This window comes from Pseudomonas sp. 7-41 (genome assembly GCF_021233075.1).
Lineage (GTDB): Bacteria > Pseudomonadota > Gammaproteobacteria > Pseudomonadales > Pseudomonadaceae > Aquipseudomonas > Aquipseudomonas veronii.
Window position 1 is genome coordinate 5,350,765 of record NZ_CP089551.1, and the last position, 23,562, is coordinate 5,374,326.

Consider the following 23,562-nt stretch of genomic DNA (forward strand, 5'->3'; position numbering starts at 1 on the left):
GCTCGTCGCTCCAGGCTTGATTGTTTTTTGGGGTGGGGACTTCTGCAGTGAAGAACGTTTGCAATCAGATCGACAGGTAGAGTTGGATGGATAAGCTTACGAACATGTCCGTGTACGTCAAAGTTGTTGAGATGGGCAGTTTTACTGCGGTGGCTAACCATCTGGACTCTACGGTCGGCAATGTCTCGCGTGCGGTTTCCGCGCTTGAAAACGTGCTCGACGCCCGCCTGTTACAGCGCTCGACCCGCCGCCTTTCGGTGACAGACGCTGGCCGGCGCTTTTATGAGCGCTGTACCAAAATTCTGGCAGACCTTGAAAATGCAGAAGCCGAAGCGAGCAACGCCGCGCTGAAACCCAGGGGGACGTTGCGTGTGCATTGTGTGCCGGGGCTAGCACGGCAGTTGGTTACTTCGGCCGTGCTGGATTACCGCCGGGAATTCCCCGATGTCACCGTGGACTTAATGCTTTCTCAGCGAATGCCTAACCTCCTGGAAGACCAACTGGACGTCTCGATTCTGATTGCCCGAACGCTGCCAGATTCAGCGTATGTCAGCCAAAAGATCGGCATCAGCCATTGTGTGCTGGTGGCGTCTCCAGCATATCTGGAGCAACACGCTGCCCCTGTAACGCCAGAAGATCTCAGCGATCATCAGTGTTTGCTGTTGGGCACCGTCGATTATGTGCGGGATGAATGGCAATTAAAGAGCAAGACCGGGGATGCGCTATTTACCCCCAAGGGCCCGAGTTTCAGCGTCAATGATATGGACGCAATGGCAGTCGCCATTCGAGAGGGAGCAGGCATAGGTTTGCTGGCCGGTTTTTCAGCCATTGAGGACTTGCGTTCAGGCCGGCTCGTGCGTGTTTTGCCCGAGTACCATACCTACGAGCGTAATGTTTACGCCGTCTACACATCACGTCAGTTCATCGATGCAAAAGTTACTCGATTCATCGATACGTTAAAAAATCGGGTCGGTACTGAGCTGATGATGACCGCTCAGGAGCTCATCGCTTGAAGGACGCCAACTAAGGCCCGACGGGGAGGCAGTATCAGGATGGGTGTCTTCCTCATTCCGAGGCATTTCGAAACAGAAGACGCTAAAGACCATCAGGCGGGCTAAGGTTCGGTCATACCACTTGAAGTGTTTGTTTTGCCATTTTTTGCAGTCCATCACGAAGGGTTCGGATCGCATCACCAATGCTGTAGCCTTGTCCGCCAATTGCTATCAGCACTGTCACCGCTCGAACGACCGGGATGAATTCACCGCCGGGCTCTACTCGACAATCGGCCGATTGATACAGGAGTAAACTCTTGCGGTCACAGCTGATGCATTCTCAATCAATACTAGCCAGGACCGAGGCCACCCCGTGAACCCAGATATGCTCGAAGCCGGCCCCGTGGATGCCAAAGTACTTTCCGTCTTTGACTTCGACGGCACCCTGACCCATCACGACAGTTTCGTGCCCTTCCTCAAGTTTGCCTTTGGCGCCGGCGAGTTCTATGGCCGGATGGTCAAGCTGGCGGTGCCTGGGCTGCGGTTTCTGGTGCGGCAGATCAGCCGGGACGAGTTGAAGGCGCAGTTGATCCGCACCTTTATGACCGGGGTGGAGAAGGCGTGGGTGCAGCAGAAGGCCGAGGAGTACTGCCAGCGCAGTTGGGCGCGGTTGATGCGGCCGGCGGGGGTGTTGTCGGTGGAGCAGGAGCTGGGCTCGGGGGCGGTGGTGACGTTGTGTTCGGCGTCGCCGGCGTTGGTGTTGCAGCCGTTTGCCGATCGGCTTGGGATCAAGTTGATCGGGACCGAACTTGAGGTCGTCGACGGCGTGTTGACCGGCAAGCTCACCGGGAACAACTGCCGGTGCGAGAACAAGGTGCTGCGGCTTGAAGCGGTGTATGGCGACCTGGGGGAGTATCGGCTCAGGGCCTGGGGCGATACGCGTGGGGACCGGGAGTTGTTGGCGGCGGCGCAGGACGCGCATTTTCGGCATTTTCATGGGAAGAAGCAGCAGGCCAGGTTGCAGCGCTGATATGGGCGGTGGGGGATGCCATCACTGCCTCGCTGGGATACGCGAGGTTGCGGTTTCCTAGCGACATCTGCGTAATATCCGGCTATCAATAGCCAAACCTCTCACGGACCCGAGCCCATGAAATTCGACACGGCCTACAGCCTGAGTCTCGACGACAAGCTGTCGATCTACGACGTGCGAGAGTTGAATTTCGACGAAACCGACGCCTACGACTCCGACACGGACCGTTTCCTCTGCCCCAACGACACATGCCGCGCGGCCTTTGACGCAGGCAATGTGTTGAGCACGTTCAACGCAAAAAACGTCAACTACCGACGCACCCCGCATTTCAAGAACACCCCAGGCACCCGGCACATCGAGGGTTGCCGTTACGCCAGCAGCCACAAGCCTGCCACGGGCGAAAGTGAGGACGAGCGCGAGGAACACTTCCCATCGGAATTCGTCCTGACCCGGCGCACCTACCCGCGTAAAACCCCGCAGGCCGGCACTGACGGGCAAGTCCCACAAGCCCCGGCGAAGCCCCCTTCAACCCGCACCAGCGCGTCTGTCGGCGCCAACGACACCACCCCGGATAAAACCAGCGTGTTCGCACACCCGGTGGAATGTTATGTGTCGAACCTCGACGACAAGGACAAGCTCAAGGCGATGCCCTTGAAGATCGGCGACCATACCGCGACGTACTGGACGTTTTTCAAGAAGATCGAGTACCTGCAGGACAATCAGGGCCTGATCTACTGGGGCCGGATCAAAGCGATCAAGGACTACACCAGCAGCTTTCGCATCGACTTCGAAAAGAAGGTATGGCTCGACAAGAAGCCCTATTCGGTCAACGTCTACCTGAGCAAGAAACTCATCGAGAATTACCGCAAGCGCACAGCGTTCCTCGAGCAGATCAAGGCCGCGGCCAGCAGCGCACGGCCGTTATATTGCTTCTTTTACGGGGTGACGCCGGCACTTAGACAGGTGCCCAGCAAGAAATACCCCGAGCAGACGTTTGGGGTGTTCAGCGCCGATATCGAGAATCTGGATCATTTGATTATTCGCGAAGTGCCGGCGGCTGAGGCGGGTTAGCCGAGACCGTGCCCGACCTCGCACACGAATACCCTCGTGCAAGCCTCAAAATAGAACGGTGTCGGCGCCGGAGAACATTCCAGTTGATGAGCGGTCAAAACAACTGTACAAAAACACAGTATAGTTTGTCCTCCCCGTCGAACCCTGGAGACACCCCATGTCCTCTCTGGCAATGAGCTCTTTCGTAGAACAGCAGATCGTCCTGCATCAATTCACCGCCAAGCACAGCGTGCAGGCCCGCGTCATGCTCGGCTGGAGCCGCGAAGAGCTGTCGCGCCAGGCCGGTGTGACGGTGGATGCGATTCAACGGTTTGAAACCCAGGGCACCGTGGAGGACGACGTGCGCCTGACCCTGGCGTTTCGCCTGGAAGCCGAGGGGTTGGCGTTTTTCCCAGGGTTTGCGCCTGGCTGGGGGATGCGTGCGCGCAAGTTGGGAGCCGCCGCAACGGAACCCGCTGCACAAAACATCCTGTCTCGATTGATGGGTTCAACAGCGACGTCAATTGATTCACCAACCCCGCAGGCGCAGTAAGGCGCTGAGTGCGAACCCCAACGTTGGCCACGCCAGGGTGTGAACATTGCCTGACGGCTTAGAGGCTGGGCTTGGCGACCTTCTGTGCCGCCTGCTCATAGCCATGGCCCACAGCAAGCAGTGTGGGTTCAGACCCACGGGCACCAAAGAAGTACGCACTGGTCGGCACGCCGTCCTCATTCTTCCCGGATGGCACGCTGATCCCTGGGTAGCCGGCCACCGCAACCGCGAAGTAGCTGTTTGTATCAAAGTCCGACACCATGGCGTCGAGGTTTTCCTGCGTGATCAGTTCATCCACCGTGCCACGAAAATCCTCGATCATTGCGTCCCATAACGGCTGGCGCTCATCGGCTGTGAGGGTGGACGCGTTGATCTCCTTGAGTGTCGGTTGGTGATCGGTGTCGGTGCCATCGCGCTTTTCATTGAACGCGATCAACTCGGACACCGACTTGACCGGCAACCCCTCGCGCTTGGCCAGGTAGTCGTTCAACTCATCCTTCACATCGGCGTACAAGAGTTCGCCATAGCGTGATGCGTCGGCCAAGCGCATATCGACCGGCACCAGAACCGCGCCTTGCGCGCGAAGCACCTCAAGCGTCTTGCGAAATTGCGGACTGTTGTCCACCGGTAAGCTTTCGCCATTCGCGGAAAAGGTCACGGGATAGCCGATACGTTTGTCCTGCAACGCACCGGGCTTGAGCAACGCGGTGTAATCAATCCCTTGGGGCGCATCCACACTGGCGGCATCATGAGGGTCCCTGCCCGACATCGCGTTAAGCATCAACGCAGCATCAAACACCGAACGCGTCATCGGGCCCGGCGTGTCCTGCCGATGGCTGGCTGGAATGATGCCGCTACGGCTCAACAAACCCACGCCGGGCTTGAAACCGACCACCCCGTTGAACGCCGCCGGCACGATGATCGAACCATTGGTCTCGGTGCCCACCGCCAAGGGGGCGAAGCCTGCGGCGACCGCGGCGGCCGACCCCGAACTCGAACCACCCACCTCTGCGCCCGCTTGATGCGGGTTACGCGTCTGCCCGCCCCGCCCACTCGAACCATCGGGGCCACCGCGAAAGCCCGCCAGTTCAGTCAAGTTGGTTTTACCCAGGATCACGGCCCCCTGCTCGCGCAAGCGCTCGACGATGAAGGCATCCTTGGGCGCCGCACTGCCCACCAAGCCAAAGGCGCCAGCGCTGGTTTGCTGGGTATCTCCCGTCTCGATAGTGTCCTTGAGCAACACGGGAATGCCATGCAGCGGGCCACGCACCTTGCCATTGGCGCGCTCCAGATCAAGCTCGCGGGCGATCTGCAAGGCCTCGGGGTTCAGTTCAATGATCGAACTCAATTTGGGGTCCAGCTTATGAATGCGCTCCTGCAGGTAACTGACCAGATTCGCCGAAGTGAGCCCACCCGGTCGGGCCATTTGCTCGCCGAGCTCACGCACACTGGCGTATTCCGTTCCCGGGGGAACCGGCGCTGAAGCCCCCGATGAAGACTGCGCAGGCAGCACTCGCTGCACCTGGTGAACAAACACACCCATGCCATAACCAATACCCAACATGAAGCACCTCCCGGAAGGCGTAAGAAGTGATGAAGGACCCACATTGATCCGTACACCAGTCTAAAAACCCCCCTCCTTCCAGGCTGCGCGACGCAGGTTGTTCAAACCGTGGGATTGTTCAGCGCAGTTGGTAGCTTTGCCTACCCATTAGTCAGGCCACGGGCGTTGCGATAGCCCTGCACCAGCACCTTCAGCGAGTCTTTCGACCACTGTGCGCCATAGAACCACAGCGTCGCCCCGTCCCCCAGCGGCTCACCAAGGCTCGGGTAGCCACTCCAGCACGCGGCATGGAATGCAGCGCTATGGCTCTCGGACACCAGCGCATCCAGCCGATACTCACTCACACGCTCATCGATTTCATTGCGCGAATGCAGGGTGAAGCGCAGGCCGTCATCAGCCCGCTCTGCCGGCACCGCCACCAGTTGGGCACCGGCCTGACGCAGGAAGCCCAACGCTTCCAGGAAGGATGTGCTGTGTTCAATCGGCTCCTGATCATTGCCACGCACAAGGCGGTCGGCGAACCCCACGCGAGTGCCCGCCAACGTGTAGGGGACGGCGCAATTGCTGGAGTGTTGCACCAAGGCAGCTTCCACCTTGCCCGATTCAGTGGGCTCGACACCACTCAAGGCGATCAATGACAGCGCGGGGTCGCGCACAGGTTTCAGAGGCAGGGCCGGCACGTTATAGCCAGGGATTACAACGCCGGCACCAAGATGTGCATCGGGGACGTAGCCGATGCCCAGTGCCGTCGTGCTCCCCGTTTCGACGTGAGCGTTGGAGGGCGCCTGCGCCAAACAAACCGGTTCCGCAGAGGGGGGTAAAAACGCTTCCCGCCGACAAGACATAGGCGATAGCAAAGACTTCCCACATTTATTGTCCATCAGAGCCGACTCCCGGAAATTGACCTTCCCGAGATCATCGCACTCTCATCTGGCGTTTGTCGTAGGCCTGCAACACCTTGAAAATTCCTTTTTTTCCGTTTTTCCCAACCGTCAGTTCACAAGCGCTTCCTTACCGCTCTGAACCTCCACCTCCAACCACCACGCGACACCTCGCGCGGGCTGGCTCAAACTGAACGCCTGCCCCATGGCCGGTGTGGTAATCGACACGTTACGCTCCCACGCCAACGCCATGATACGGTCGAAAGGCTCGTGCCAGGCATGGAAGGCCAGGTCGAAGGTGCCATTGTGAATCGGCAGCAGCCAGCGACCTTTGAGGTCGATGTGCGCCTGCAGGGTTTGCTCCGGTTGCATGTGTACATGGGGCCAGTCGACGTTGTAAGCACCGGTTTCCATCAGCGTCAGATCAAACGGCCCGTACTGTTCGCCGATGCGTTTGAAACCGTCGAAATAACCGGTGTCGCCGCTGAAAAATACGCGACGCGCGCCATCGATCATCACCCAGGAACACCACAGCGTCTGGTTGCTATCAAACAAACCACGCCCGGAAAAATGCTGCGCGGGAGTGGCGACAAAATGAATGCCATCGACTTCGCTGCCCTGCCACCAATCCAACTGCCGCACTTGGCCGGCGTCCACACCCCACTTCACCAGGATGTCGCCGACGCCCAGCGGCGCAAGGAAGTAGCGGGTCTTGTCGGCCAGTTGGATGACGGCCTTGCGGTCGAGATGGTCGTAATGGTTGTGGGAAAGAATCACCGCTTCCAACGGCGGCAGGTCTTCGAGACTGATCGGCGGGGCATGGAATCGCTTGGGGCCGGCCCAACTGAACGGCGAAGCGCGCTCGGCGAATACCGGGTCGGTCAGCCAGAATTTGCCGCGCATTTTCAGCAGCACGGTGGAATGCCCCAGGCGGAACACACTGTGGTCGGGGGCGGCCGACAGCTGTTCGCGGGTCAGCGAATGTACCGGAATATCCCCCACCGGCCGCGTGCTGCGCGGCTTGTGAAACAGCATCTTCCAGAAAATGCGCAAGGTTCTGCCGAAGCCGGCGCGCTGTACGGCAGCATGGTTACTGAAGGTGCCTTGCTCCTGTTCGGCAGCTTTGCGTACCACAGGCGAGGGATCGAGACGGGTTGAAATCGTGGCCATTACAAGGTGACTCCTACGGACCGCTCATGGAATTACACTGCACAGTGTAGTTTCAAGATTGCAACAAAACCCGGAGCAAGTAAACTACCGAGTGTAATTTTCCTTTTAGAGTCGATCACTGTTCATGACTGCGCCTCAACGCCTCACCCAACGCAAACGCGAAGCCATCCTGGCCGCCGCCATCGCAGAGTTTCGGGTCAATGGGTTCGAGGTCACCAGCATGGACAGGATCGCCGCCACCGCCGGCGTTTCCAAGCGCACGGTGTACAACCACTTCCCCAGCAAAGAAGAGTTGTTCGCCGAAATTCTCAACCAACTCTGGGCCAGCAGCGTCGCGCAACTCGACGTGAGCTACGCCAGCGACCGCCCGTTGCGTGAACAACTGCGCGGGTTGCTGGAAGCGAAGATGAAGATGATGTCGGACGTTAACTTCCTCGACCTGGCCCGGGTCGCCATCGCCGCCACCATTCACTCGCCGGAACGCGCCCAGGACATGGTCAACCGCTTGAGCATGCGCGAAGAAGGTTTCACTCAATGGGTGCGCGCCGCCCAGGAAGACGGCCGGCTCACGTGTGCCGACCCGGCCTTCGCCGCGCACCAGATTCAAAGCCTGCTCAAGGCATTCGCCTTCTGGCCGCAGATCACCCTCGGCCAACCCACCCTCGACGCCGCCGACCAAGCCCGCGTGATCGAGTCGGCAATCGATATGTTTCTGTCCTGCTACGACGCCGACACTCGCCGCCCGCAGTAAACGACCGTTGCAGACGCGACATACCTGGTCGTTTTTGGCCTATTTGCCCTCTGTTTTGCGCGAATGGCCTGGAAGGACACTGATTATTCCTACATGAATAATCGACAATATTCACACACATTATCCGATCAACGGTTATCCCTGCACACGCGCGCGGCTGAATCTGTGAAAAAGAGCTGACCTGGGAATCTATGGAAAACAGACGAGGCAAAGGGCTTTCATTTGCCAGGCGTATTTACAAGCCAAGGATCATCGGCCTGGGTATCGGCTGCATCAGTGTCATCGGCGGCTTGTACCCGCTCGCGATGCCGGGCTGGGTGTGGGCGTTCCTGCTGTTCAATGGGTTGGCGTGGGCACATGTGGCGTACCAACTGTCAATCCGCTCACCCTTCCCCTACCACGCCGAACAGCGCAACATTTTGTATGACTCGTTGTGCGGTGGTTTCTGGGCCGCCGCTGCCCAGTTCACGCCGCTGACGGCCGTGACCATCCTCTCGATGATGACCATGAACAACTTCGCCGCCGGCGGCAAGCGCCTGTTCCTGCGCGGTTTGCTCGCGCAAGGGGTGGGGATCGGGGTGGCATGGGCGCTGTTCGGCGTGCGGTTCAACCCCGACGTCAGCCTGCTGCAGGTCTACACCTGCCTGCCGATGTTGACGTTGTACCCCATGGCCATCGGCATGGTCTGCTACGAGTTGGCGATCAAACTGTCGGAACACAAACGCGCCCTCAGCGCCCTGAGCCGCACCGACAGCCTCACCGGCCTGCTCAACCACGGTTCCTGGAAAGATCTGCTGCACCTCAAGTTCCACAAGTGCCGGCAACAGCAAAGCCACGCCACCATCGCGCTGATCGATATCGATCACTTCAAACAAATCAATGACACTCACGGCCATATCGTCGGCGATGCCGTACTGCGCCAACTGAGCCTGGAGATACGGCGCAACCTGCGCGAAAACGATCTGGCCGGACGCTACGGGGGCGATGAGTTCTGTGTGATTCTTCCGCAAATGCCCTTGGAAGAAGCTGCACGGGTGATGGAGCGTATCCGCGAAAACTTCAGTAATTATCGCAACCCGCAGATCCCCGAGTTGCGCGTGAGCCTGAGCATCGGCCTCGCCGATTTCCAACGGATCTTCACCGATGCCGCCACCTGGCTGAACGCGGCGGATCGCGCGCTGTACGCCGCCAAGGACACCGGGCGCAACCGGGTCAATGCGAGTAACTACGCGGTCGCCCATTCCGCCTGAGGCGGTCATACGGCATCTCGTAGGCACCCCAGGTCGTCCTCGGGTTATTCATGCGTAAGACAGGTCGCCAAGGCTATAGTGGCCGCCTGTCTTAAACATTGATGACCCGAGTTTGCCATGAGCCCAACCCCCGACAACCCCAAAGCCGTCCCCGTCGATCATCTACGTTTTCATCGACGCCACGCGCACCTGGCGCCGACCTTTGGCAACGACACCTTCGCCCTCAAGGCCGAGGCTTTCGCACGCTTCTTCGGCACGCCGATGTTCCTCGGTGCGCAAACCTTGATCGTGGCCGTGTGGATTGCGCTCAACGTCAGCGGCATCACGCACTTCGACGTCTACCCGTTCATCCTGCTCAACCTGGCCTTCAGCCTGCAAGCGGCCTACGCGGCGCCGCTGATTCTGCTGGCCCAGACACGCCAGGCCGCGCGCGACAAAGCCCAGTCCGATGCCGACGCGCAGCACCGTGAAGCGCTGGCCGTCGCCAATGCCGAGCGCCAGGCCGAGGCGCAGAACACCAGCAAACAGCTGCTGGAACTGCTGGAGCAGAACACTCGGCTGACGGAAATGACCAAGCAACTGACCGAGCGCATCGAGACCCTGACGTGTGAAATGCACGCGCAGTTTGTGCGAAAACCTTAAGCACCCCATGCCCGCCGGTCTCAGGGGCTCAGTCGGACATGCCGCCCCAGTTGATCAAACAGCGTCACCACCGAGCGCAATGCCCGGCAATCGGGGCGCGTCAGCAGCCATAGCGCCGTGTCATGCCCCGCCAACGCGGGGCCCAGCGGTTGCAGGTGTTCATCCAACAGGAAATCCGGCAGCGCCGCCACGCCCAGCCCTGCCCGCACCAGTTCGGTGACCGACAACATACTGTTGCAGCGATAGCCGGGACGCACACCCGGCAGCTGCGCGCGGCGCCAGACGACGGTGGGATGATCGGGCAGGAAATCATCCGGTGCGATCCAGGCCAGCTCCGCCAGCTCGCGTCCTGCGTGCTGCCGCGCAAAATCTGTGCTCGCGCACACCTGATACCTCACGGTGCCGAGGCAACGTCCGACCAGATGCTGCGGCGGTGTCCGGGTCAGGCGCAAGGCGATGTCGGCATCGCGGCGGCTGAGGTTGGCGAAGTCATTGGAGGTGCTCAGCTCCAGGGTTAGCGCCGGGTAATCCGGCATGAACTGCGCCAGCGCCGGCAACAATAAGCCTTGCAGTACCGAGTCGGTGCAGGTCAGGCGCACGGTGCCGCTGATCACTTCACCGCCTTGCTCGACGCCGACCCGCGCCGCTTCCAGGGCTTGTTCGGCGCGTTCGGCCTGTTGCGCCAGATGACTGGCCAGGCCGGTGGGCAGGTAACCGGCGCGGCTTTTTTCAAACAACGTCTGGCCCAGCGCGGCCTCCAGGCGCCGCACGGCGCGGAACACCGTCGACACATCCACCCGCAACAACGCGGCGGCCCGCGCCAGGGTGCCACCGCGCACCAGGGCGAGGATCAGCGACAGGTCGGGGTAATCGATTCGATAGTGCGTGAGTGCATTGAACATGTGGGCAAACGCCAATATTGATTGCGTGAACGCCAATCTATAGTGCGCGCCAGGACACAACAAGCCAGGGGATGCCTAAGATGAACGCCAGCACGCTGCACCTCGCCCTGATCGGCGATTACAACCCCGATGTCATTGCACACCAGGCCATTCCCGTGGCGCTGCAACAGGCCGCCGACGCCTTGGGCCTGACGGTTCGCACGCAATGGCTGGAGACCGACACCCTCAACACCACCTCCGCGCTGCAGGGTTTCGATGGCTTTTGGTGCGTGCCCGCCAGCCCGTACCGCGACATCGACGGCGCACTGCGTGCGATCCGTTTTGCCCGCGAGCAGCGGCGCCCTTTCCTCGGCACCTGCGGCGGTTTTCAACACGCGGTGTTGGAATATGCCCGCAATGTGTTGGGCTGGGCCGATGCCGAACATGGCGAACTGGCCCCCAACGCCCCACGTGCGGTGATCGCGCCACTGAGCTGTTCTCTGGTGGAAGCCACCGACACCGTGCGCCTGGCCGCCTACACGCGCATCGCCGACGCCTACGGCACACGCGATATCCACGAAGGTTATCGCTGCCGCTACGGCATCAACCCCGACTTCGCCAGCGCGCTGCTGGACGGTGCTCTGATCCCCTGCGGCCACGACTCGGCCGGCGACCTGCGCGCGGTGGAGTTGCTGGACCATCCGTTCTTTGTCGCCACGCTGTTCCAACCCGAACGCGCCGCCCTCAGGGGCGTCACGCCGCCGCTGGTGATCGCTCTGCTCAAAGCCTGCCAGGAGACCTCGGTATGATTGCCCACACCCCCGCTCCGCCTTACTACGCAGTGATCTTCAGCTCACTGCGCACCGCCGGTGACCACGGTTACGCTGAGGCTGCCACGCGCATGCTGGAACTGGCGCGCGAGCAGCCGGGCTTTCTCGGGGTTGAGTCGGCGCGGGAGGATGGCCTGGGGATCACCGTATCGTACTGGCGCAGCGAAGCCGACATCCTCGCCTGGAAACAACAGGCCGAGCATCGGGCGGTGCGCGAGCAGGGGCGTTCCACTTGGTACTCGGCGTTTCACACCCGCGTATGCAAGGTGGAGCGGGCCTACACATTCCAGAACTGAACGGCAGCCAGAAGCCCTCCCGCCGTTGATCTTCATCGATGCCAAAACGCCGCTCAGGCTAGCTGACGAGACTGCGCAACGCACTGATCTGCGGGATCTCCACACGCCGCATGTACACGCGCAGCGGCTCCGTGATGTTGATGCGGTCGTCGATGTTCTGATCGAGCAGCAGCTGCAGACGCTCACGGGACAACGTCATGACGTGCTCGGGGGCCGGCAGCCAGACAAATTCGGCAGTGGGGATGATGCCGTCATCGGCGACATCCATACCGAAGGAGTCCTCGCTGAAACGCACGATGTACTGGCCGGTCTTGCGGTTGAGGCCGACAAAACCGTGAAGCTGGTCGGCGGCCTGGCAGATAAGCTCGGAGGTGATTCGCATGGTAAACCTCACTGAAAAGTCCCACAGGGACTGGAAAGATGGTTTACACGCGTGGCGGAAAGTACTGCCCTCTTACGGGGCGGTTCGCGGCAAGAGTACTGCAAAGCCACGCAAAAAAAACCCAGAAAATTGGCGCGCACACACGTTAATGTCGGTTTGGTGATAGCGCCTTTCGTTATCAATTGTTAAAAAGGAAGCCTTCTCAAAGCTCCCTCCACGAAAGGACTCCACATATGCCTGTCACGTTCACCAAGAGTGCCTTGCTGCTCGCCCTGATGCTTGGCCTTGGCCAGGCGCAGGCTGCCGACCCGATCAGCCCGGCTGAATTGGCAACTAACGAAGGCATTCCCTACCCTGCGGTGATCGCCCACCGCGGTGCGTCCTACGACGCCCCCGAGTCCACTGCCGCAGCCTACAAGGTCGCGCGCGACCTGGGCGCCGACTACCTGGAGTTGGACCTGCAGCGCAGCAAGGACGGCGTGCTGTTCGCCCTGCACGACAACAACCTGCAACGCACCACCGACGTGGCCACCAAGTTCCCCGAGCGCAAAGACGCCCCGGCCAACGAGTTCACCTGGAAAGAACTGCAAACCCTCGACGCCGGCAGTTGGTTCAACGCCGCCTACCCGGACCGCGCCCGCCCGGGCTTCGTCGGCCTGAAAATCCTCAGCCTGGACGACATCATCAAGATCGCCGAAGGCAACCCGCAGCACAAACCGGGCCTGTACATCGAAACCAAAGAACCCAAGCAATTCCCGGGCATCGAAGCCGACCTGAAAAACAAGCTGCTGGACAAAGGCTGGTTGAGCTCCGCCGGCTCCAAGCTGGGCAAGAGCAACACCGGGGTCGGCCAGGGCAAAGGGCGCGTGGTGCTGCAGACCTTCGAGACGGCCAGCCTGAAAGAGCTGCAGAAAGAAATGCCCAACACCCCGAAAATCCTGCTGCTGTGGGTGGGTGAAGGCAGCATCGAGCCGAAATCCAAGCAAACCTTCGCCGAATCCGGCGAAGCGACCAAGGCCGCTTACTACGCCAAGCAAGAGCCCAAGGACGCCGCCGAGTTCGAAAAGTGGGTCGACGAAGCCAAGAGCCTCGGCGCCATCGGCACGGGCCCGTCGGCGGAGCTGACCGCCCTTGGCGACCAGAGCTACACCGACCTGGTGAAGCCTGGAATGAACAAGCTGACCCACGACAAGGGCCTGCTGGTACACGTCTACACCGTGGATGAACCTGTGGACTTCGAGAAAGTGATGAACGCCGGCGTCGACGGTATCTTCACCAACCGCGCCGCCGAACTGCTGAAGTTCTACAAGCGCTGGCCGTCGTCCAGCGTGCAGGACCTGCTGAACGACCACAAATACTGAGCGAGTCAGTGTGCCATTAAGGATGAATTAAGTTGCGCCGGTTAATCTGGCGCCACTTAAACAGCTCACCGAAAAAGGATACACACCATGAAAACCTTGACTGCTCTGTTTGCCGCGACCGCCCTGACCCTGGCCGCCGGCCTGGCCCAGGCCGATGTCCGCCCGGATCATATCGAAGGTCTGCTCAAATCCGGTGCCGTGATGCCTTTCGACAAGCTCAACGCCGCCGCCGTGGCCAAACACGCCGGCGCCCAGATTACCGACACCGAGCTGGACCACAACAACAGCGGCGTCCTGGTCTACGAAGTTGAACTGACCGACACCGCCGGCAAGCGCTTTGAAGTGAAACTCGACGCCAAGACCGGCACCGTGCTCGAAGACAAGCAAGACACCTGAGTCAAACCCTGAAAAAACCGCGCCACCTTCGGGTGGCGCGGTTTTTTATGGGCGCTTGATCAAGCGCTCAGTCGCGCCGTCACCTCGTTCAATTCGCCGGACAAACCACGCAGATTCTGGCTCGCCGCTTCGGTGCGCTTCACGTTGTCGAGGTTGGCGGTGGCCACGGTGGTGATCTGGGTGATATTGCGCGAAATATCCTCGGCCACCGACGTCTGCTCCTCGGCCGCCGTGGCGATCTGGCGGTTCATGTCGCGAATCGCTTCGACGGCCTGGGTGATGTGAGCCAGCATCGCGCCGGCCTGAGTGACTTTTTCCACGCTGTCATCGCTGCACGACTGGCCAGTGACAATCGCCTCGGCCGCGTCGACCGCGCCGGTTTGCACCGCCTGGATAATCTGATTGATCTCGATGATCGACGCCGCCGTGCGTTGCGCCAGGCTGCGCACTTCATCGGCCACCACCGCAAACCCGCGCCCCGCCTCGCCCGCCCGTGCCGCCTCGATCGCGGCGTTGAGCGCCAGCAGGTTGGTCTGCTCGGCGATCCCGCGAATCACTTCGAGCACCTTGCCGATCCGCACGCTGTCGGTTTCCAGGCGGCGGATGATGGTGCCGGTGTTGAGGATTTCAGTACGCATCTGGCCGATGGTGGCAATGGTGACTTTCATCACTTCGCCGCCCTCGCGGGCCGATTGGTCTGCGTCATCGGCCGCGCGGGACGCACTGGCGGCGTGGTGCGCTACTTCCTGGGCGGTGGCCGACATTTCGGTCATGGCCGTGGCCACCTGGTCGGTACGGTTGAATTGTTCGTGGGTACCAGTCGCCATTTGCCCGGCGATCGAATTCAACTCACCGCTGGCGTGGACCAGATCGGTGGCACTGCGCTGCAGGCGGCTGAAGGTTTCGGCCAAGAAGTCGCGCAAGGTGTTCGCGGCCTCCGCCAGATGCCCCAGTTCGTCCTGGCGACGACTGGCGACACGCTCGGCAAAACGGCCGTGACTCAGCTGGCTCACATAGTCGATCAAGCCACGGATCGGCAGGATCAGGTTGCGGTTGATCAACCACAGGCTGAACAGGCCGATCAATACGCCGGACAGCAACATGATCGCCAGCCCCACCATCACCGTGCGCTCGGCATGGGCGCTGATGACCTGGGATTGCTGGGTGCTTTGGGCACGCAGGTCGCTGACCAGCGCGCTCATCTGTTCACTGGCGGCGCGGTCCACGCCCTTGACCGCGGTGTCTCCGGCGCTCGGGTCGGCGCCGGCGGCCAAGTAGGCATCGCGGCCCTTCTGGTAGGCAACGCCGAGCTGCTGGTGTTCCTGACGCAGGTTCTGGATACGCTGGCTCAGCGCCGGGTCACCGGCGGTCTGGGTGACCAGCCGCGAGAGAATGCCTTGTACATCGCGCTGCCGATCCTGGAACTGGCCCCAGTATTTCTCCAGGTCCTGCGGCTGCTTGCCGCGCAACAACACGTTTTTCCATTCTTGCACCTGCACCTTGAATTGCAGGTTGGCCTCATCGATCAACTGTGAAGTGAGCAACGGCCCGTCGAGCAAACTGCGGTAACTCTGCACCCCGTTGGAAAGGAAGTTGAAACAGGCCAGGGCTATCAACAGCATCGCCAGCAGGCTGCCGCCGAGCAGCGACAAAATCTGTGCCCGCAGGGATGTTCGCAAAAAAGTCATCGGGAAAAGCCTCGAAACAAGGAAAAGGTGCAAATACGTCATGACATCCCTGTCGTCGAAGGCGCCGTCATCCGCAGCGGTTCTTGCGCCCTGAATCGGCCGATCTAGACACTTCTTGAGCTCATTTCGATAGCCGGTCAATAAAATGTCATCAAGGCGAAATAAGTCGAAAACTGTCACAAAACTGTCAAGCATCCTTGCAATGATTCGCTCACGCGAACCTGTGAAACGTCCTACAGGTCCTTTCTCTGCGAGACTCCATGAACCACAGCATCGACCACAGCCACCAGGACTCCGATCTGTTTGGCTTGCTTTACGGTTTCCGTTTCCGCCCAGGCGAAAAGGGTGAGCAGATTGATTCAGCCACCGCTCTCCAGGCCTTGCAGCAACCGCAAGACCCGCAGGAGTTTCTATGGCTGCACCTGAACCTGGCGCATGCCGGATGCGAGCGCTGGATGCTGGCGCATCTGCAATTGCCGGAAGAATTCTTCGAAGCCTTGCACGAAGGCTCGCGCTCCACCCGTATCGAACACGTCGACTCTGCCTTGCTCGCGGTGGTCAACGACGTGGTGTTCAACTTCAGCAGCATGGTCTCGTCGGATATTTCCACATTGTGGGTCTGCGCCCGCAGTCACTTGCTGATCAGCGCGCGCCTGCAACCGCTGCACTCGGTGGACAAGTTGCGTTCGTCGGTCAAGGCCGGTGAGCACTTCCGCTCGCCGCTGGAGCTACTGGTCCACTTGCTGCGCGACCAGGGCGAGGTGCTGACGCAGATCGTGCGCAAGACCAGCATCAGCGTCGACCACATCGAAGACCAATTGCTCTCCTCGCACCTGTCCACCAACCGCGCCGAGCTGGGCGCCATGCGCCGGGTGCTGGTGCGCCTGCAACGCCTGCTGGCGCTGGAGCCCGGCTCGTTGCTGCGGCTGCTCAACCGCCCGCCGCAGTGGCTGCAAAAGGAAGACGTCAAGGAGCTGCGCAAATCCACCGAGGAGTTTGCGCTGATCATCAACGACCTGACGGCCCTGGGCGAACGCATCAAATTGTTGCAGGAAGAAATCGCCGCCAACCTCAACGAACAAAGCAACCGCACGCTGTTTACGCTGACGGTGGTCACGGTGCTGGCGTTGCCGATCAATATCATTGCCGGCTTTTTCGGCATGAACGTAGGCGGCGTGCCGCTTTCCCAAGACCCGGAAGGCTTCTGGATTCTGGTGGCGTTGGTCGCGACCTTTACCTTGATTGCCGGGCGCTGGGCCTTCAGGAAACGCAACGACTACTGACCCTCACATGCGCTCAAAAAATCTGTGCGTTTGTAGACCAACGGCCGATCCAATCCGCTAAACACTGATCTATCGCAGCATCTCTGTAATATTCTGCAATGATCATGGGCGACATCCTTTCCGACACTGGATGTTACTGCATGGCCACCCCTTCCCTGACAGCTTCAACGCATACGTCATCCGTTGATACCCGACCCAGGCTGGACAAAAAACCCGGCCTGCTGACGGTGATCATGTTCTTTGCCGTGCTCGCGATGGGCCTGTTGTTCACTGCCTACAGCCTGATGCGCGACATGCACGAACTGGGCACGCTGGTCACCACCTGGACGCCGTTCCTGCTGCTGGGCGTGGCACTGCTGATCGCCCTGGGTTTCGAATTCGTCAACGGTTTCCACGACACCGCCAACGCCGTGGCGACGGTGATCTACACCAACTCGCTGCCGCCGCAGTTCGCGGTGGTGTGGTCGGGCTTTTTCAACTTCCTCGGGGTGCTGCTCTCCAGCGGCGCAGTGGCGTTCGGCATCATTGCCCTGCTGCCGGTCGAGCTGATTTTGCAGGTGGGTTCCTCGGCCGGTTTCGCGATGATCTTCGCCCTGCTGATCGCGGCGATCCTATGGAACCTCGGCACCTGGTGGTTGGGCCTGCCGGCCTCGTCCTCCCATACTCTGATCGGTTCGATCATCGGCGTCGGCGTGGCCAATGCCCTGATGCACGGACGTGATGGCACCAGCGGCGTGGACTGGAGCCAGGCGATCAAGATCGGTTACGCCCTGCTGCTCTCGCCGCTGATCGGTTTCGCTTTCGCCGCCCTGCTGTTGCTGGCCCTGCGCGCCTTCGTGAAAAACCGCGCGCTGTACAAGGCGCCCAAAGGCGACACCCCGCCGCCATGGTGGATTCGCGGCATGCTGATCCTCACCTGCACCGGTGTATCGTTCGCCCACGGCTCCAACGACGGGCAAAAAGGCATGGGCCTGATCATGCTGATCCTGGTCGGCACCCTGCCGATGGCGTATGCGCTGAACCGCGCCATGCCCGCCGAACAATCGCTGCAGTTTGCCGCGGTGGCTGAAGTGACCCAGGTCGCGCTGATGAAAAGCGCGCCGCAAGCGCTGCCGGGCGACCCGCGCCCCATCCTCTCGACCTACGTGCGGACCAAGGACGCCACACCCGAACTGATCCCGGCCCTCGCCGCCCTCGCCGGCCAGATCGGCGATGAAGTCAAAGGCTACGGCTCTTTGGCTAAAGTCCCCGCCGAAGCCGTAGGCAACGTGCGTAACGACATGTACCTGACCAGCGAAACCATTCGGTTGATGGACAAGGCCAAGATCGGCAACTTCGACGCCGACACCCAAGGCAAGCTGCAACTGTTCAAGCAACAGATCGACAACTCCACGCGCTTCATTCCGCTGTGGGTGAAGATCGCCGTGGCCATCGCCCTGGGGCTCGGGACCATGGTCGGCTGGAAGCGCATCGTGGTGACCGTGGGCGAGAAAATCGGCAAGACGCACATGACTTACGCCCAAGGCGCCTCGGCCGAGACCGTGGCGATGCTGACCATCGGCGCTGCGGATATGTTCGGCTTGCCGGTGTCGACCACCCATGTGTTGTCGTCCGGCGTGGCGGGGACCATGGTGGCGAACGGCGGCGGCTTGCAGATGAAGACCATCCGCAATTTGCTGATGGCCTGGGTGCTGACCTTGCCGGCAGCGATTCTACTGTCGGGTAGCCTGTACTGGTTATTCACCAAACTCTTCTGACCCAGCGCCGGTCAACAATGTGGGAGGGGGCTTGCTCGCTCCCACATTGTTGGCCGGTGTGGCAGTGACCAGGGTGGCGATGCTGCTCTACTGGCTGTTCACCAAACTCTGCTGACCCACTACATTTTGCTGGGTGGTGTTTCAGGTATTGAAGAGCCCGGTCATTGCCTTCAGACGCTTCTTGTACACCCGCCGCGCCTCCAACGCCTGCTCCAGGCTGACCGCCACAAACCCCGCCCGCTGGTTCGGCTGCATCTGCCCGATCAAGTCCAGGTCGGCACTGATCACCGTGCCGATCATCGCGTAGCCGCCGCCCGACACCGCGTCCCGATGCAGCACGATCGGCTCCAGCCCGGCCGGCACCTGGATCGAGCCGATCGGGTAGCAACTGTCGACGATGTTCGACGGATCGGACCCCGCGCCAAACGGCTGCTCCCGTGGCTGAAAGCTCAACGCACTGCCGCCCTTGAAGCGATAGCCGATACGATCCGCCTCGGACCCCACCGTCCACGGCTCGGCAAAAAAGCTGCTTTTCGCCGCCGCCGTCAGGCGTTCGTAATACAGGCCGGGCACCACGCGCAAGGTCACATCGCCACCGACTGCCCGGCGCAAGGCCATCGGCAAGCTGTTGCCCGCCCGCCCCTGCCCACTGGGCTCGCCGATGGGCAGCTCATCCCCCGCCTGCAACCGCCGCCCGTGAAAGCCACCGAGTGCGCCGAGGGTGTAGGTCGAGCGACTGCCGAGCACCAACGGCACGTCGATGCCGCCGGCGACCGCCAGATAGGTACGCGCACCGGCCAGGGGAAATTCGAAGCGCAACACCTGCCCGGCGCGGACCTGGAACGCGGTGTCCTGGTGGACCACTTCACCGTCCAGGCGCGGCGCCATCAAGGCGCCGCTGAGGGCGACCAAGGCGTCCCGGCGAAACTCCAGCTCGGGACCGATCAGCGTGCATTCCAGGCCGGCCGCGCCCGGCGGGTTGCCCACCAAATGGTTGGCCGCGCTCAGCGCGTACTGGTCCAGCGCGCCCGACGGCGGAATACCCAGGTGGTAATAACCTTCGCGGCCCAGGTCCTGTACCGAGGTCGCCAGGCCGGGTTTGAGCACCTTGATCATGCCAGCGCCTCCTGCAGGGTTTTCGGATAACCGATGGGGTCGGCGAGAAACGCATCCAGGGAAAATTCCAGGGGGCGGATGCGCAGGTCGAAACGTCCTGCGTCCACCTCGGCGACGGCCAGGTCGTAGGCCTCACGGTCGATCGGTTTGAACTGCACGATGTCGCCCGGCCGGAAGAACACCATGTGGTCCTTGAGGTAGGCCAACTGCTGCGCCGGGTCGTAGATCGGTGCCGGAGTGACGCCGAACATCTGGTAGCCGCCAGCGCCGCGCACCGAGTAGATGCAGCCAAAGCAGCCGCCATGGCCGAGGGTCAGTTTCGGCGTGTCGGTGCGCGGGCGCAGATACTTGGGCACCTGCAACTGCCGCTCGCGCTCGACCATCTGGAACATGAACGGCAAGCCCGCGACAAAGCCGACCATCGACACAAACCACGGCGCGCCACTGTGGGCCGCGATGAAAGCGTCGACATCGGCCAGGCCGTTGATCCGCGCCGCATATTCCAGGTCGGTGCCGCTGGGGTCTTGATGGCGATCGCGAAAGCGCATCAGGGTTTCGTGGGTCCAGGGGTCGTTGTAGAGCACCGGGATTTCGATGATGCGCGTGTGCAAGGTGCGTTCGGCCACGGCCTGGGCTTCGGCGCTTTGCACCGCGTCGAGCAGCACATGGGGCGCAATGCGGTCCGGGTCGAAGCGGATCTGGAAGGAGGCGTTGGCCAGGCACACATCCAGCACACCGTCCAACGCCAGGCGTTCCACGGCGCGGGTCACGGCCATGCCTTTGAAGAAAGCCTCCAGGGACATGCTGTCGCTGACCTCGGCGAACAGGTGTTCATCGGCGCCGAAGCTGTAGCGGATGGGGGACGTTTCAGCCATGTCTGTTCCTCTTGGAATCGTTATAGAAAGGCAGGCAAAAAAGTATGGGGTCGATCTTATTCGGGTGTTCTGACCGCAATGCCTGCTTGGTCCAGGGCTTCACGGGTGGCTTCGACCAATTCCAGGGCGCCGGGGGTGTCGCTGTGCAGGCAGATGGAATCGAATTCGATAAACAGGTCTTCGCCTTCTACGGTGCGTACAAGACCCGTCTGACAAGCCCGTAGGACCCGCGCCGCGACGGTGGCAGGGTCGAGGGCGCGCACCGTGCGGGTGAACACGATGGAGCCGCTCAGGTCGTACTCGCGGTCGGCGTAGAACTCACGCACCACCGGCTGCCCCAGTTCCTTGGCAATGCGCCAGATCACCGAATTCGGCATGCAGTACAGCAACAGTGTCGGCTCAATCAGTTGCAGGTTTTGCACCAACAACCGCGCGGCGTCTTCATCGCGGGCCAGGTGCATGTAGAGCGCGCCGTGGGGCTTGATGTGTTGCAGGGGCACACCCTGGGCGCGGGCGATTTCACGCAGGGCGCCAAGCTGGTAGAGCATGTCGTCCACCAACTCCTGGGCCGGCGCGTTGATATGGCGGCGACCGAAGCCCACCAGGTCGCGAAAGCCCGGATGGGCACCGATGGCGACCCCCAGTTGCTTGGCGCGTGCGACGGTGCGGCGCATGGTGCCGGGGTCGCCGGCGTGGAAGCCGGTGGCGATATTGGCCGAGCTGATGTAGGCCATCAGCTCGGCATCGACGCCATCGCCGATCGTCCAGGGGCCGAAGCCTTCGCCCATGTCTGAATTGAAATCCACTGCCTGCATGAAAAGTCGCTCCGCCAAAGGTGATGCTGAAAAGTAGGCTGCGGCTTGACCCCTTGGGAAGATCTATTATCAGATGGCCTATCTTCTGAAAAACAGATATCGCCATGTCGCTGACTTTGCGCCAAATCCGCTACTTCGTCGCCACCGCCGAGATCGGCCAGATTTCCCAGGCGGCGATTCACCTGAACATCTCCCAATCGGCCGTGACCACGGCGATCAAGGAACTGGAGGCGATGCTCGGCGTGCAATTGTTTGTGCGTTCGGCCCAGGGCATGAACCTGACCGACGCCGGGCGGCACTTTCTCAACCGCGCCTATGTGATCGTGCGCAGTGTCGACGACGCGCTGAACAGCCCATTGCCCGACTACCGCGCCAGCGGCGTGCTAAGGGTCGCCGCCAGTTACACGGTGCTCGGTTACTTCCTGCCGCACCATCTGCAGCGCATGGAACACTGGCACCCGGACGTGACCATCGAGGTGTTCGAGCAGGAGCGCCAGGCCATCGAACACGGCCTGCTCGACGGCCAGTTCGACATGGCGGTGGTGCTCACCGCCAACCTCACCCACGCGGATATCGTGTCGGAAATCCTCTTCAACTCCGAACGCCGCCTGTGGCTGCCCAGCCATCACCCGTTGTGCGAACGCGGCGCCGTCAGCTTGGCGGACGTGGCCCGCGAGCCCTACATCCTGCTGACCGTCGACGAAGCCGAACACAGCGCCATGCGCTACTGGGAACAGGCCGGGCAAACGCCCAAGGTGCGGCTGCGCACCAGTTCGGTGGAAGCAGTGCGCAGCATGGTCGCCAATGGCAGCGGCGTGGCGATCCTGTCGGACCTGGTGCATCGGCCCTGGTCCCTGGAAGGCAAGCGCATCGAAACCCTGACCGTGACCGACCCGGTGACGCCCATGAGCGTCGGCCTGGCCTGGCACCGCGAGCGCGCATTTACCCCGGCGATGCAGGCGTTCCGGGACTACTTCCACGACGCCTTCCTGGCCCCGCAGCAGTTGTCGGCGCGGCGTTAGAGTTGGGCTTGCAGCGTCGCGGCCAACCAGTCCATGAACACCCGCACCCGCAGCGGTAAATGCCGCTGCCCGGCATAGAGCAGGGACACGTCCAACGGCGGCGCCGGGTATTCCGGCAAAACCGCCACCAGTTCGCCACTGGCCAACTGATCGCCAATGCCCAGGGCCGGCACTTGGATAATCCCGAAGCCGCCCAGGCAGGCGGATTTGTAGGCATCGGTGCTGTTGACCGTGACCCGCCCGGCCATGGGCAAGCGCTGTACCTTGTTGCCCTGCAGGTATTCGAACCCCGCCGAGCGCGAACCCAGCGGGCGCACGTAATGCACCAAGTGGTGGTCGGCCAGGTCGGCCAGCGTCCGCGGCACGCCATAGCGTTGCAGGTAGCCTGCGCTCACGCAGTTGATCATCGGCATGCTGCACAACAACCGGGCGACCACCGACTGGTCCGGCTGCGCACCGACGCGCAGCACGCAATCGAACCCCTCGGCCAGCAGGTCGACCTGACGGTCGGTGGCGCTGATTTCCAGCTCGATCAACGGGTGCGCGTCCATGAAATGCGGCAGGCGCGGCAGGATCAAATCCCGCGCCATCATGGTCGGCAGGTCCACCCGAATGCGTCCGGTCAGTTGTGTTTCGTCCTGGCGAAACAAGCCCTCCAGTTCCTCCATGTGCGCAAGCAAGTCCTTGCTGCGTTCATACAGCACGCGGCCGTCCTGGGTCGCCTGCACCTTGCGCGTGGTGCGCTGCAGCAGGCGCGCGCCGAGCAGTTCTTCCAGTGCCTGCACATGCTCGGACACCGTGGAACGCGGCAGGCCCAGGCTCTCGCCGGCGCCGGTGAAACTCGACAGTTCGGTGACGCGCACGAAGGTGCGCAGCAACTCCAGTTTGTTCATGGGATTGTTCGCTTTTTCCGGCCAGTGATTTCGCTTTACCGCTGTTTATCACGTTACAGGCGGACAAATACACTCATTCCCACG

Annotated in this window: 24 protein-coding genes and 1 pseudogene; 14 read left to right on the top strand and 11 right to left on the bottom strand. The window is 61.3% G+C overall.

Annotated elements, in window-relative coordinates:
• Nucleotides 1–86 precede the first annotated feature (86 nt).
• The 4 genes from LQ249_RS24230 to LQ249_RS24250 all read left to right on the top strand — a co-directional run bounded on the left by LQ249_RS24230 (nucleotide 87) and on the right by LQ249_RS24250 (nucleotide 3,625).
• A complete protein-coding gene (locus LQ249_RS24230) occupies nucleotides 87–1,013 on the top strand; it encodes a LysR family transcriptional regulator (RefSeq protein WP_046382319.1) in 927 nt (308 codons plus the stop codon).
• 364 nt (nucleotides 1,014–1,377) lie between these two features.
• A complete protein-coding gene (locus LQ249_RS24240) occupies nucleotides 1,378–2,022 on the top strand; it encodes an HAD-IB family hydrolase (protein WP_017847240.1) in 645 nt (214 codons plus the stop codon).
• 117 nt (nucleotides 2,023–2,139) lie between these two features.
• Nucleotides 2,140–3,093 (top strand): hypothetical protein, encoded by a 954-nt coding sequence (locus LQ249_RS24245; protein WP_232565951.1) that lies wholly within the window; start codon nucleotides 2,140–2,142, stop codon nucleotides 3,091–3,093.
• A gap of 157 nt (nucleotides 3,094–3,250) precedes the next feature.
• A complete protein-coding gene (locus LQ249_RS24250; protein ID WP_057004494.1) occupies nucleotides 3,251–3,625 on the top strand; it encodes a helix-turn-helix transcriptional regulator in 375 nt (124 codons plus the stop codon).
• A gap of 58 nt (nucleotides 3,626–3,683) precedes the next feature.
• On the opposite strand, the gene LQ249_RS24255 is transcribed toward LQ249_RS24250, so the two are convergent.
• The 3 genes from LQ249_RS24255 to LQ249_RS24265 form a co-directional block, all read right to left on the bottom strand.
• Complete coding sequence (locus LQ249_RS24255; protein ID WP_052735760.1) at nucleotides 3,684–5,189, bottom strand: amidase family protein; 1,506 nt, start codon at nucleotides 5,187–5,189, stop codon at nucleotides 3,684–3,686.
• Between the two features lie 140 nt (nucleotides 5,190–5,329).
• Complete coding sequence (locus LQ249_RS24260; protein ID WP_232565952.1) at nucleotides 5,330–5,983, bottom strand: hypothetical protein; 654 nt, start codon at nucleotides 5,981–5,983, stop codon at nucleotides 5,330–5,332.
• A 198-nt stretch (nucleotides 5,984–6,181) separates the two neighbouring features.
• Entirely contained in the window at nucleotides 6,182–7,240 is a 1,059-nt protein-coding gene (locus LQ249_RS24265; protein ID WP_126589223.1) for an MBL fold metallo-hydrolase, read from the bottom strand.
• A 124-nt stretch (nucleotides 7,241–7,364) separates the two neighbouring features.
• On the opposite strand from LQ249_RS24265, the gene LQ249_RS24270 reads away from it, so the two are divergent.
• From LQ249_RS24270 to LQ249_RS24280, 3 genes are all read left to right on the top strand, one after another.
• Nucleotides 7,365–7,991 (top strand): TetR/AcrR family transcriptional regulator, encoded by a 627-nt coding sequence (locus tag LQ249_RS24270; protein ID WP_232565953.1) that lies wholly within the window; start codon nucleotides 7,365–7,367, stop codon nucleotides 7,989–7,991.
• A 191-nt stretch (nucleotides 7,992–8,182) separates the two neighbouring features.
• On the top strand, nucleotides 8,183–9,241 hold the full coding sequence (locus LQ249_RS24275) for a diguanylate cyclase (protein ID WP_046382314.1): 1,059 nt from the start codon (nucleotides 8,183–8,185) through the stop codon (nucleotides 9,239–9,241).
• Between the two features lie 117 nt (nucleotides 9,242–9,358).
• Entirely contained in the window at nucleotides 9,359–9,883 is a 525-nt protein-coding gene (locus LQ249_RS24280; RefSeq protein WP_046382313.1) for a DUF1003 domain-containing protein, read from the top strand.
• Nucleotides 9,884–9,903: 20 nt separating this feature from the next.
• Here LQ249_RS24280 and LQ249_RS24285 read toward each other — a convergent pair whose 3' ends face one another.
• The gene (locus LQ249_RS24285; RefSeq protein ID WP_079444558.1) at nucleotides 9,904–10,785 is read right to left on the bottom strand and encodes a LysR family transcriptional regulator; all 882 of its coding nucleotides are present in this window, start codon (nucleotides 10,783–10,785) and stop codon (nucleotides 9,904–9,906) included.
• Between the two features lie 80 nt (nucleotides 10,786–10,865).
• Here LQ249_RS24285 and LQ249_RS24290 point away from each other — a divergent pair, with 80 nt between their 5' ends.
• Entirely contained in the window at nucleotides 10,866–11,573 is a 708-nt protein-coding gene (locus LQ249_RS24290) for a CTP synthase C-terminal region-related (seleno)protein (RefSeq protein ID WP_126589222.1), read from the top strand.
• Nucleotides 11,570–11,890, top strand: coding sequence for an antibiotic biosynthesis monooxygenase family protein (locus LQ249_RS24295; RefSeq protein ID WP_017847229.1), 321 nt, complete (start codon nucleotides 11,570–11,572; stop codon nucleotides 11,888–11,890). The genes LQ249_RS24290 and LQ249_RS24295 overlap by 4 nt, the downstream gene beginning before the upstream one ends.
• A 58-nt stretch (nucleotides 11,891–11,948) precedes the next feature.
• Here LQ249_RS24295 and LQ249_RS24300 read toward each other — a convergent pair whose 3' ends face one another.
• Nucleotides 11,949–12,272, bottom strand: a complete 324-nt coding sequence (locus LQ249_RS24300; RefSeq protein ID WP_017847228.1) for a DUF2025 family protein — start codon at nucleotides 12,270–12,272, stop codon at nucleotides 11,949–11,951.
• 233 nt (nucleotides 12,273–12,505) lie between these two features.
• On the opposite strand from LQ249_RS24300, the gene LQ249_RS24305 reads away from it, so the two are divergent.
• The gene (locus tag LQ249_RS24305) at nucleotides 12,506–13,633 is read left to right on the top strand and encodes a glycerophosphodiester phosphodiesterase family protein (protein WP_017847227.1); all 1,128 of its coding nucleotides are present in this window, start codon (nucleotides 12,506–12,508) and stop codon (nucleotides 13,631–13,633) included.
• An 87-nt stretch (nucleotides 13,634–13,720) separates the two neighbouring features.
• Entirely contained in the window at nucleotides 13,721–14,029 is a 309-nt protein-coding gene (locus tag LQ249_RS24310; RefSeq protein WP_017847226.1) for a PepSY domain-containing protein, read from the top strand.
• A gap of 59 nt (nucleotides 14,030–14,088) precedes the next feature.
• Here the strand turns inward: LQ249_RS24310 and LQ249_RS31835 are convergent, their stop codons facing one another.
• Together LQ249_RS31835 and LQ249_RS31840 are read right to left on the bottom strand one after the other, a co-directional pair.
• Nucleotides 14,089–14,856 carry a methyl-accepting chemotaxis protein gene (locus LQ249_RS31835; protein ID WP_370737557.1) on the bottom strand — a complete coding sequence of 256 codons (768 nt, stop codon included), beginning with the start codon at nucleotides 14,854–14,856 and terminating at the stop codon, nucleotides 14,089–14,091.
• 165 nt (nucleotides 14,857–15,021) lie between these two features.
• A pseudogene (locus tag LQ249_RS31840) lies at nucleotides 15,022–15,912 on the bottom strand (hypothetical protein); the annotation flags it as partial.
• Between the two features lie 65 nt (nucleotides 15,913–15,977).
• Between LQ249_RS31840 and LQ249_RS24320 the strand changes: the two are divergent.
• Nucleotides 15,978–17,000 (top strand): transporter, encoded by a 1,023-nt coding sequence (locus LQ249_RS24320; protein WP_017847224.1) that lies wholly within the window; start codon nucleotides 15,978–15,980, stop codon nucleotides 16,998–17,000.
• 140 nt (nucleotides 17,001–17,140) lie between these two features.
• Entirely contained in the window at nucleotides 17,141–18,757 is a 1,617-nt protein-coding gene (locus LQ249_RS24325; protein WP_046382307.1) for an inorganic phosphate transporter, read from the top strand.
• Nucleotides 18,758–18,898: 141 nt separating this feature from the next.
• On the opposite strand, the gene LQ249_RS24330 is transcribed toward LQ249_RS24325, so the two are convergent.
• Genes LQ249_RS24330 through LQ249_RS24340 form a run of 3 tightly spaced genes read right to left on the bottom strand, consistent with a single transcriptional unit; the run spans nucleotide 18,899 to nucleotide 21,563 of the window.
• Entirely contained in the window at nucleotides 18,899–19,873 is a 975-nt protein-coding gene (locus tag LQ249_RS24330) for a biotin-dependent carboxyltransferase family protein (RefSeq protein WP_057004499.1), read from the bottom strand.
• Entirely contained in the window at nucleotides 19,870–20,748 is an 879-nt protein-coding gene (locus LQ249_RS24335; RefSeq protein WP_017847221.1) for a 5-oxoprolinase subunit B family protein, read from the bottom strand. The genes LQ249_RS24330 and LQ249_RS24335 overlap by 4 nt, the downstream gene beginning before the upstream one ends.
• A 56-nt stretch (nucleotides 20,749–20,804) precedes the next feature.
• Entirely contained in the window at nucleotides 20,805–21,563 is a 759-nt protein-coding gene (locus tag LQ249_RS24340) for a 5-oxoprolinase subunit PxpA (RefSeq protein ID WP_057004500.1), read from the bottom strand.
• A 104-nt stretch (nucleotides 21,564–21,667) separates the two neighbouring features.
• Here LQ249_RS24340 and LQ249_RS24345 point away from each other — a divergent pair, with 104 nt between their 5' ends.
• On the top strand, nucleotides 21,668–22,585 hold the full coding sequence (locus LQ249_RS24345; protein WP_017847219.1) for a LysR family transcriptional regulator: 918 nt from the start codon (nucleotides 21,668–21,670) through the stop codon (nucleotides 22,583–22,585).
• Here the strand turns inward: LQ249_RS24345 and LQ249_RS24350 are convergent.
• Nucleotides 22,582–23,478: a LysR family transcriptional regulator gene (locus LQ249_RS24350; RefSeq protein ID WP_017847218.1), complete on the bottom strand. Its 897-nt coding sequence runs from the start codon at nucleotides 23,476–23,478 to the stop codon at nucleotides 22,582–22,584. The two genes, LQ249_RS24345 and LQ249_RS24350, sit on opposite strands and share 4 nt — an antisense overlap.
• Nucleotides 23,479–23,562 lie beyond the last annotated feature (84 nt).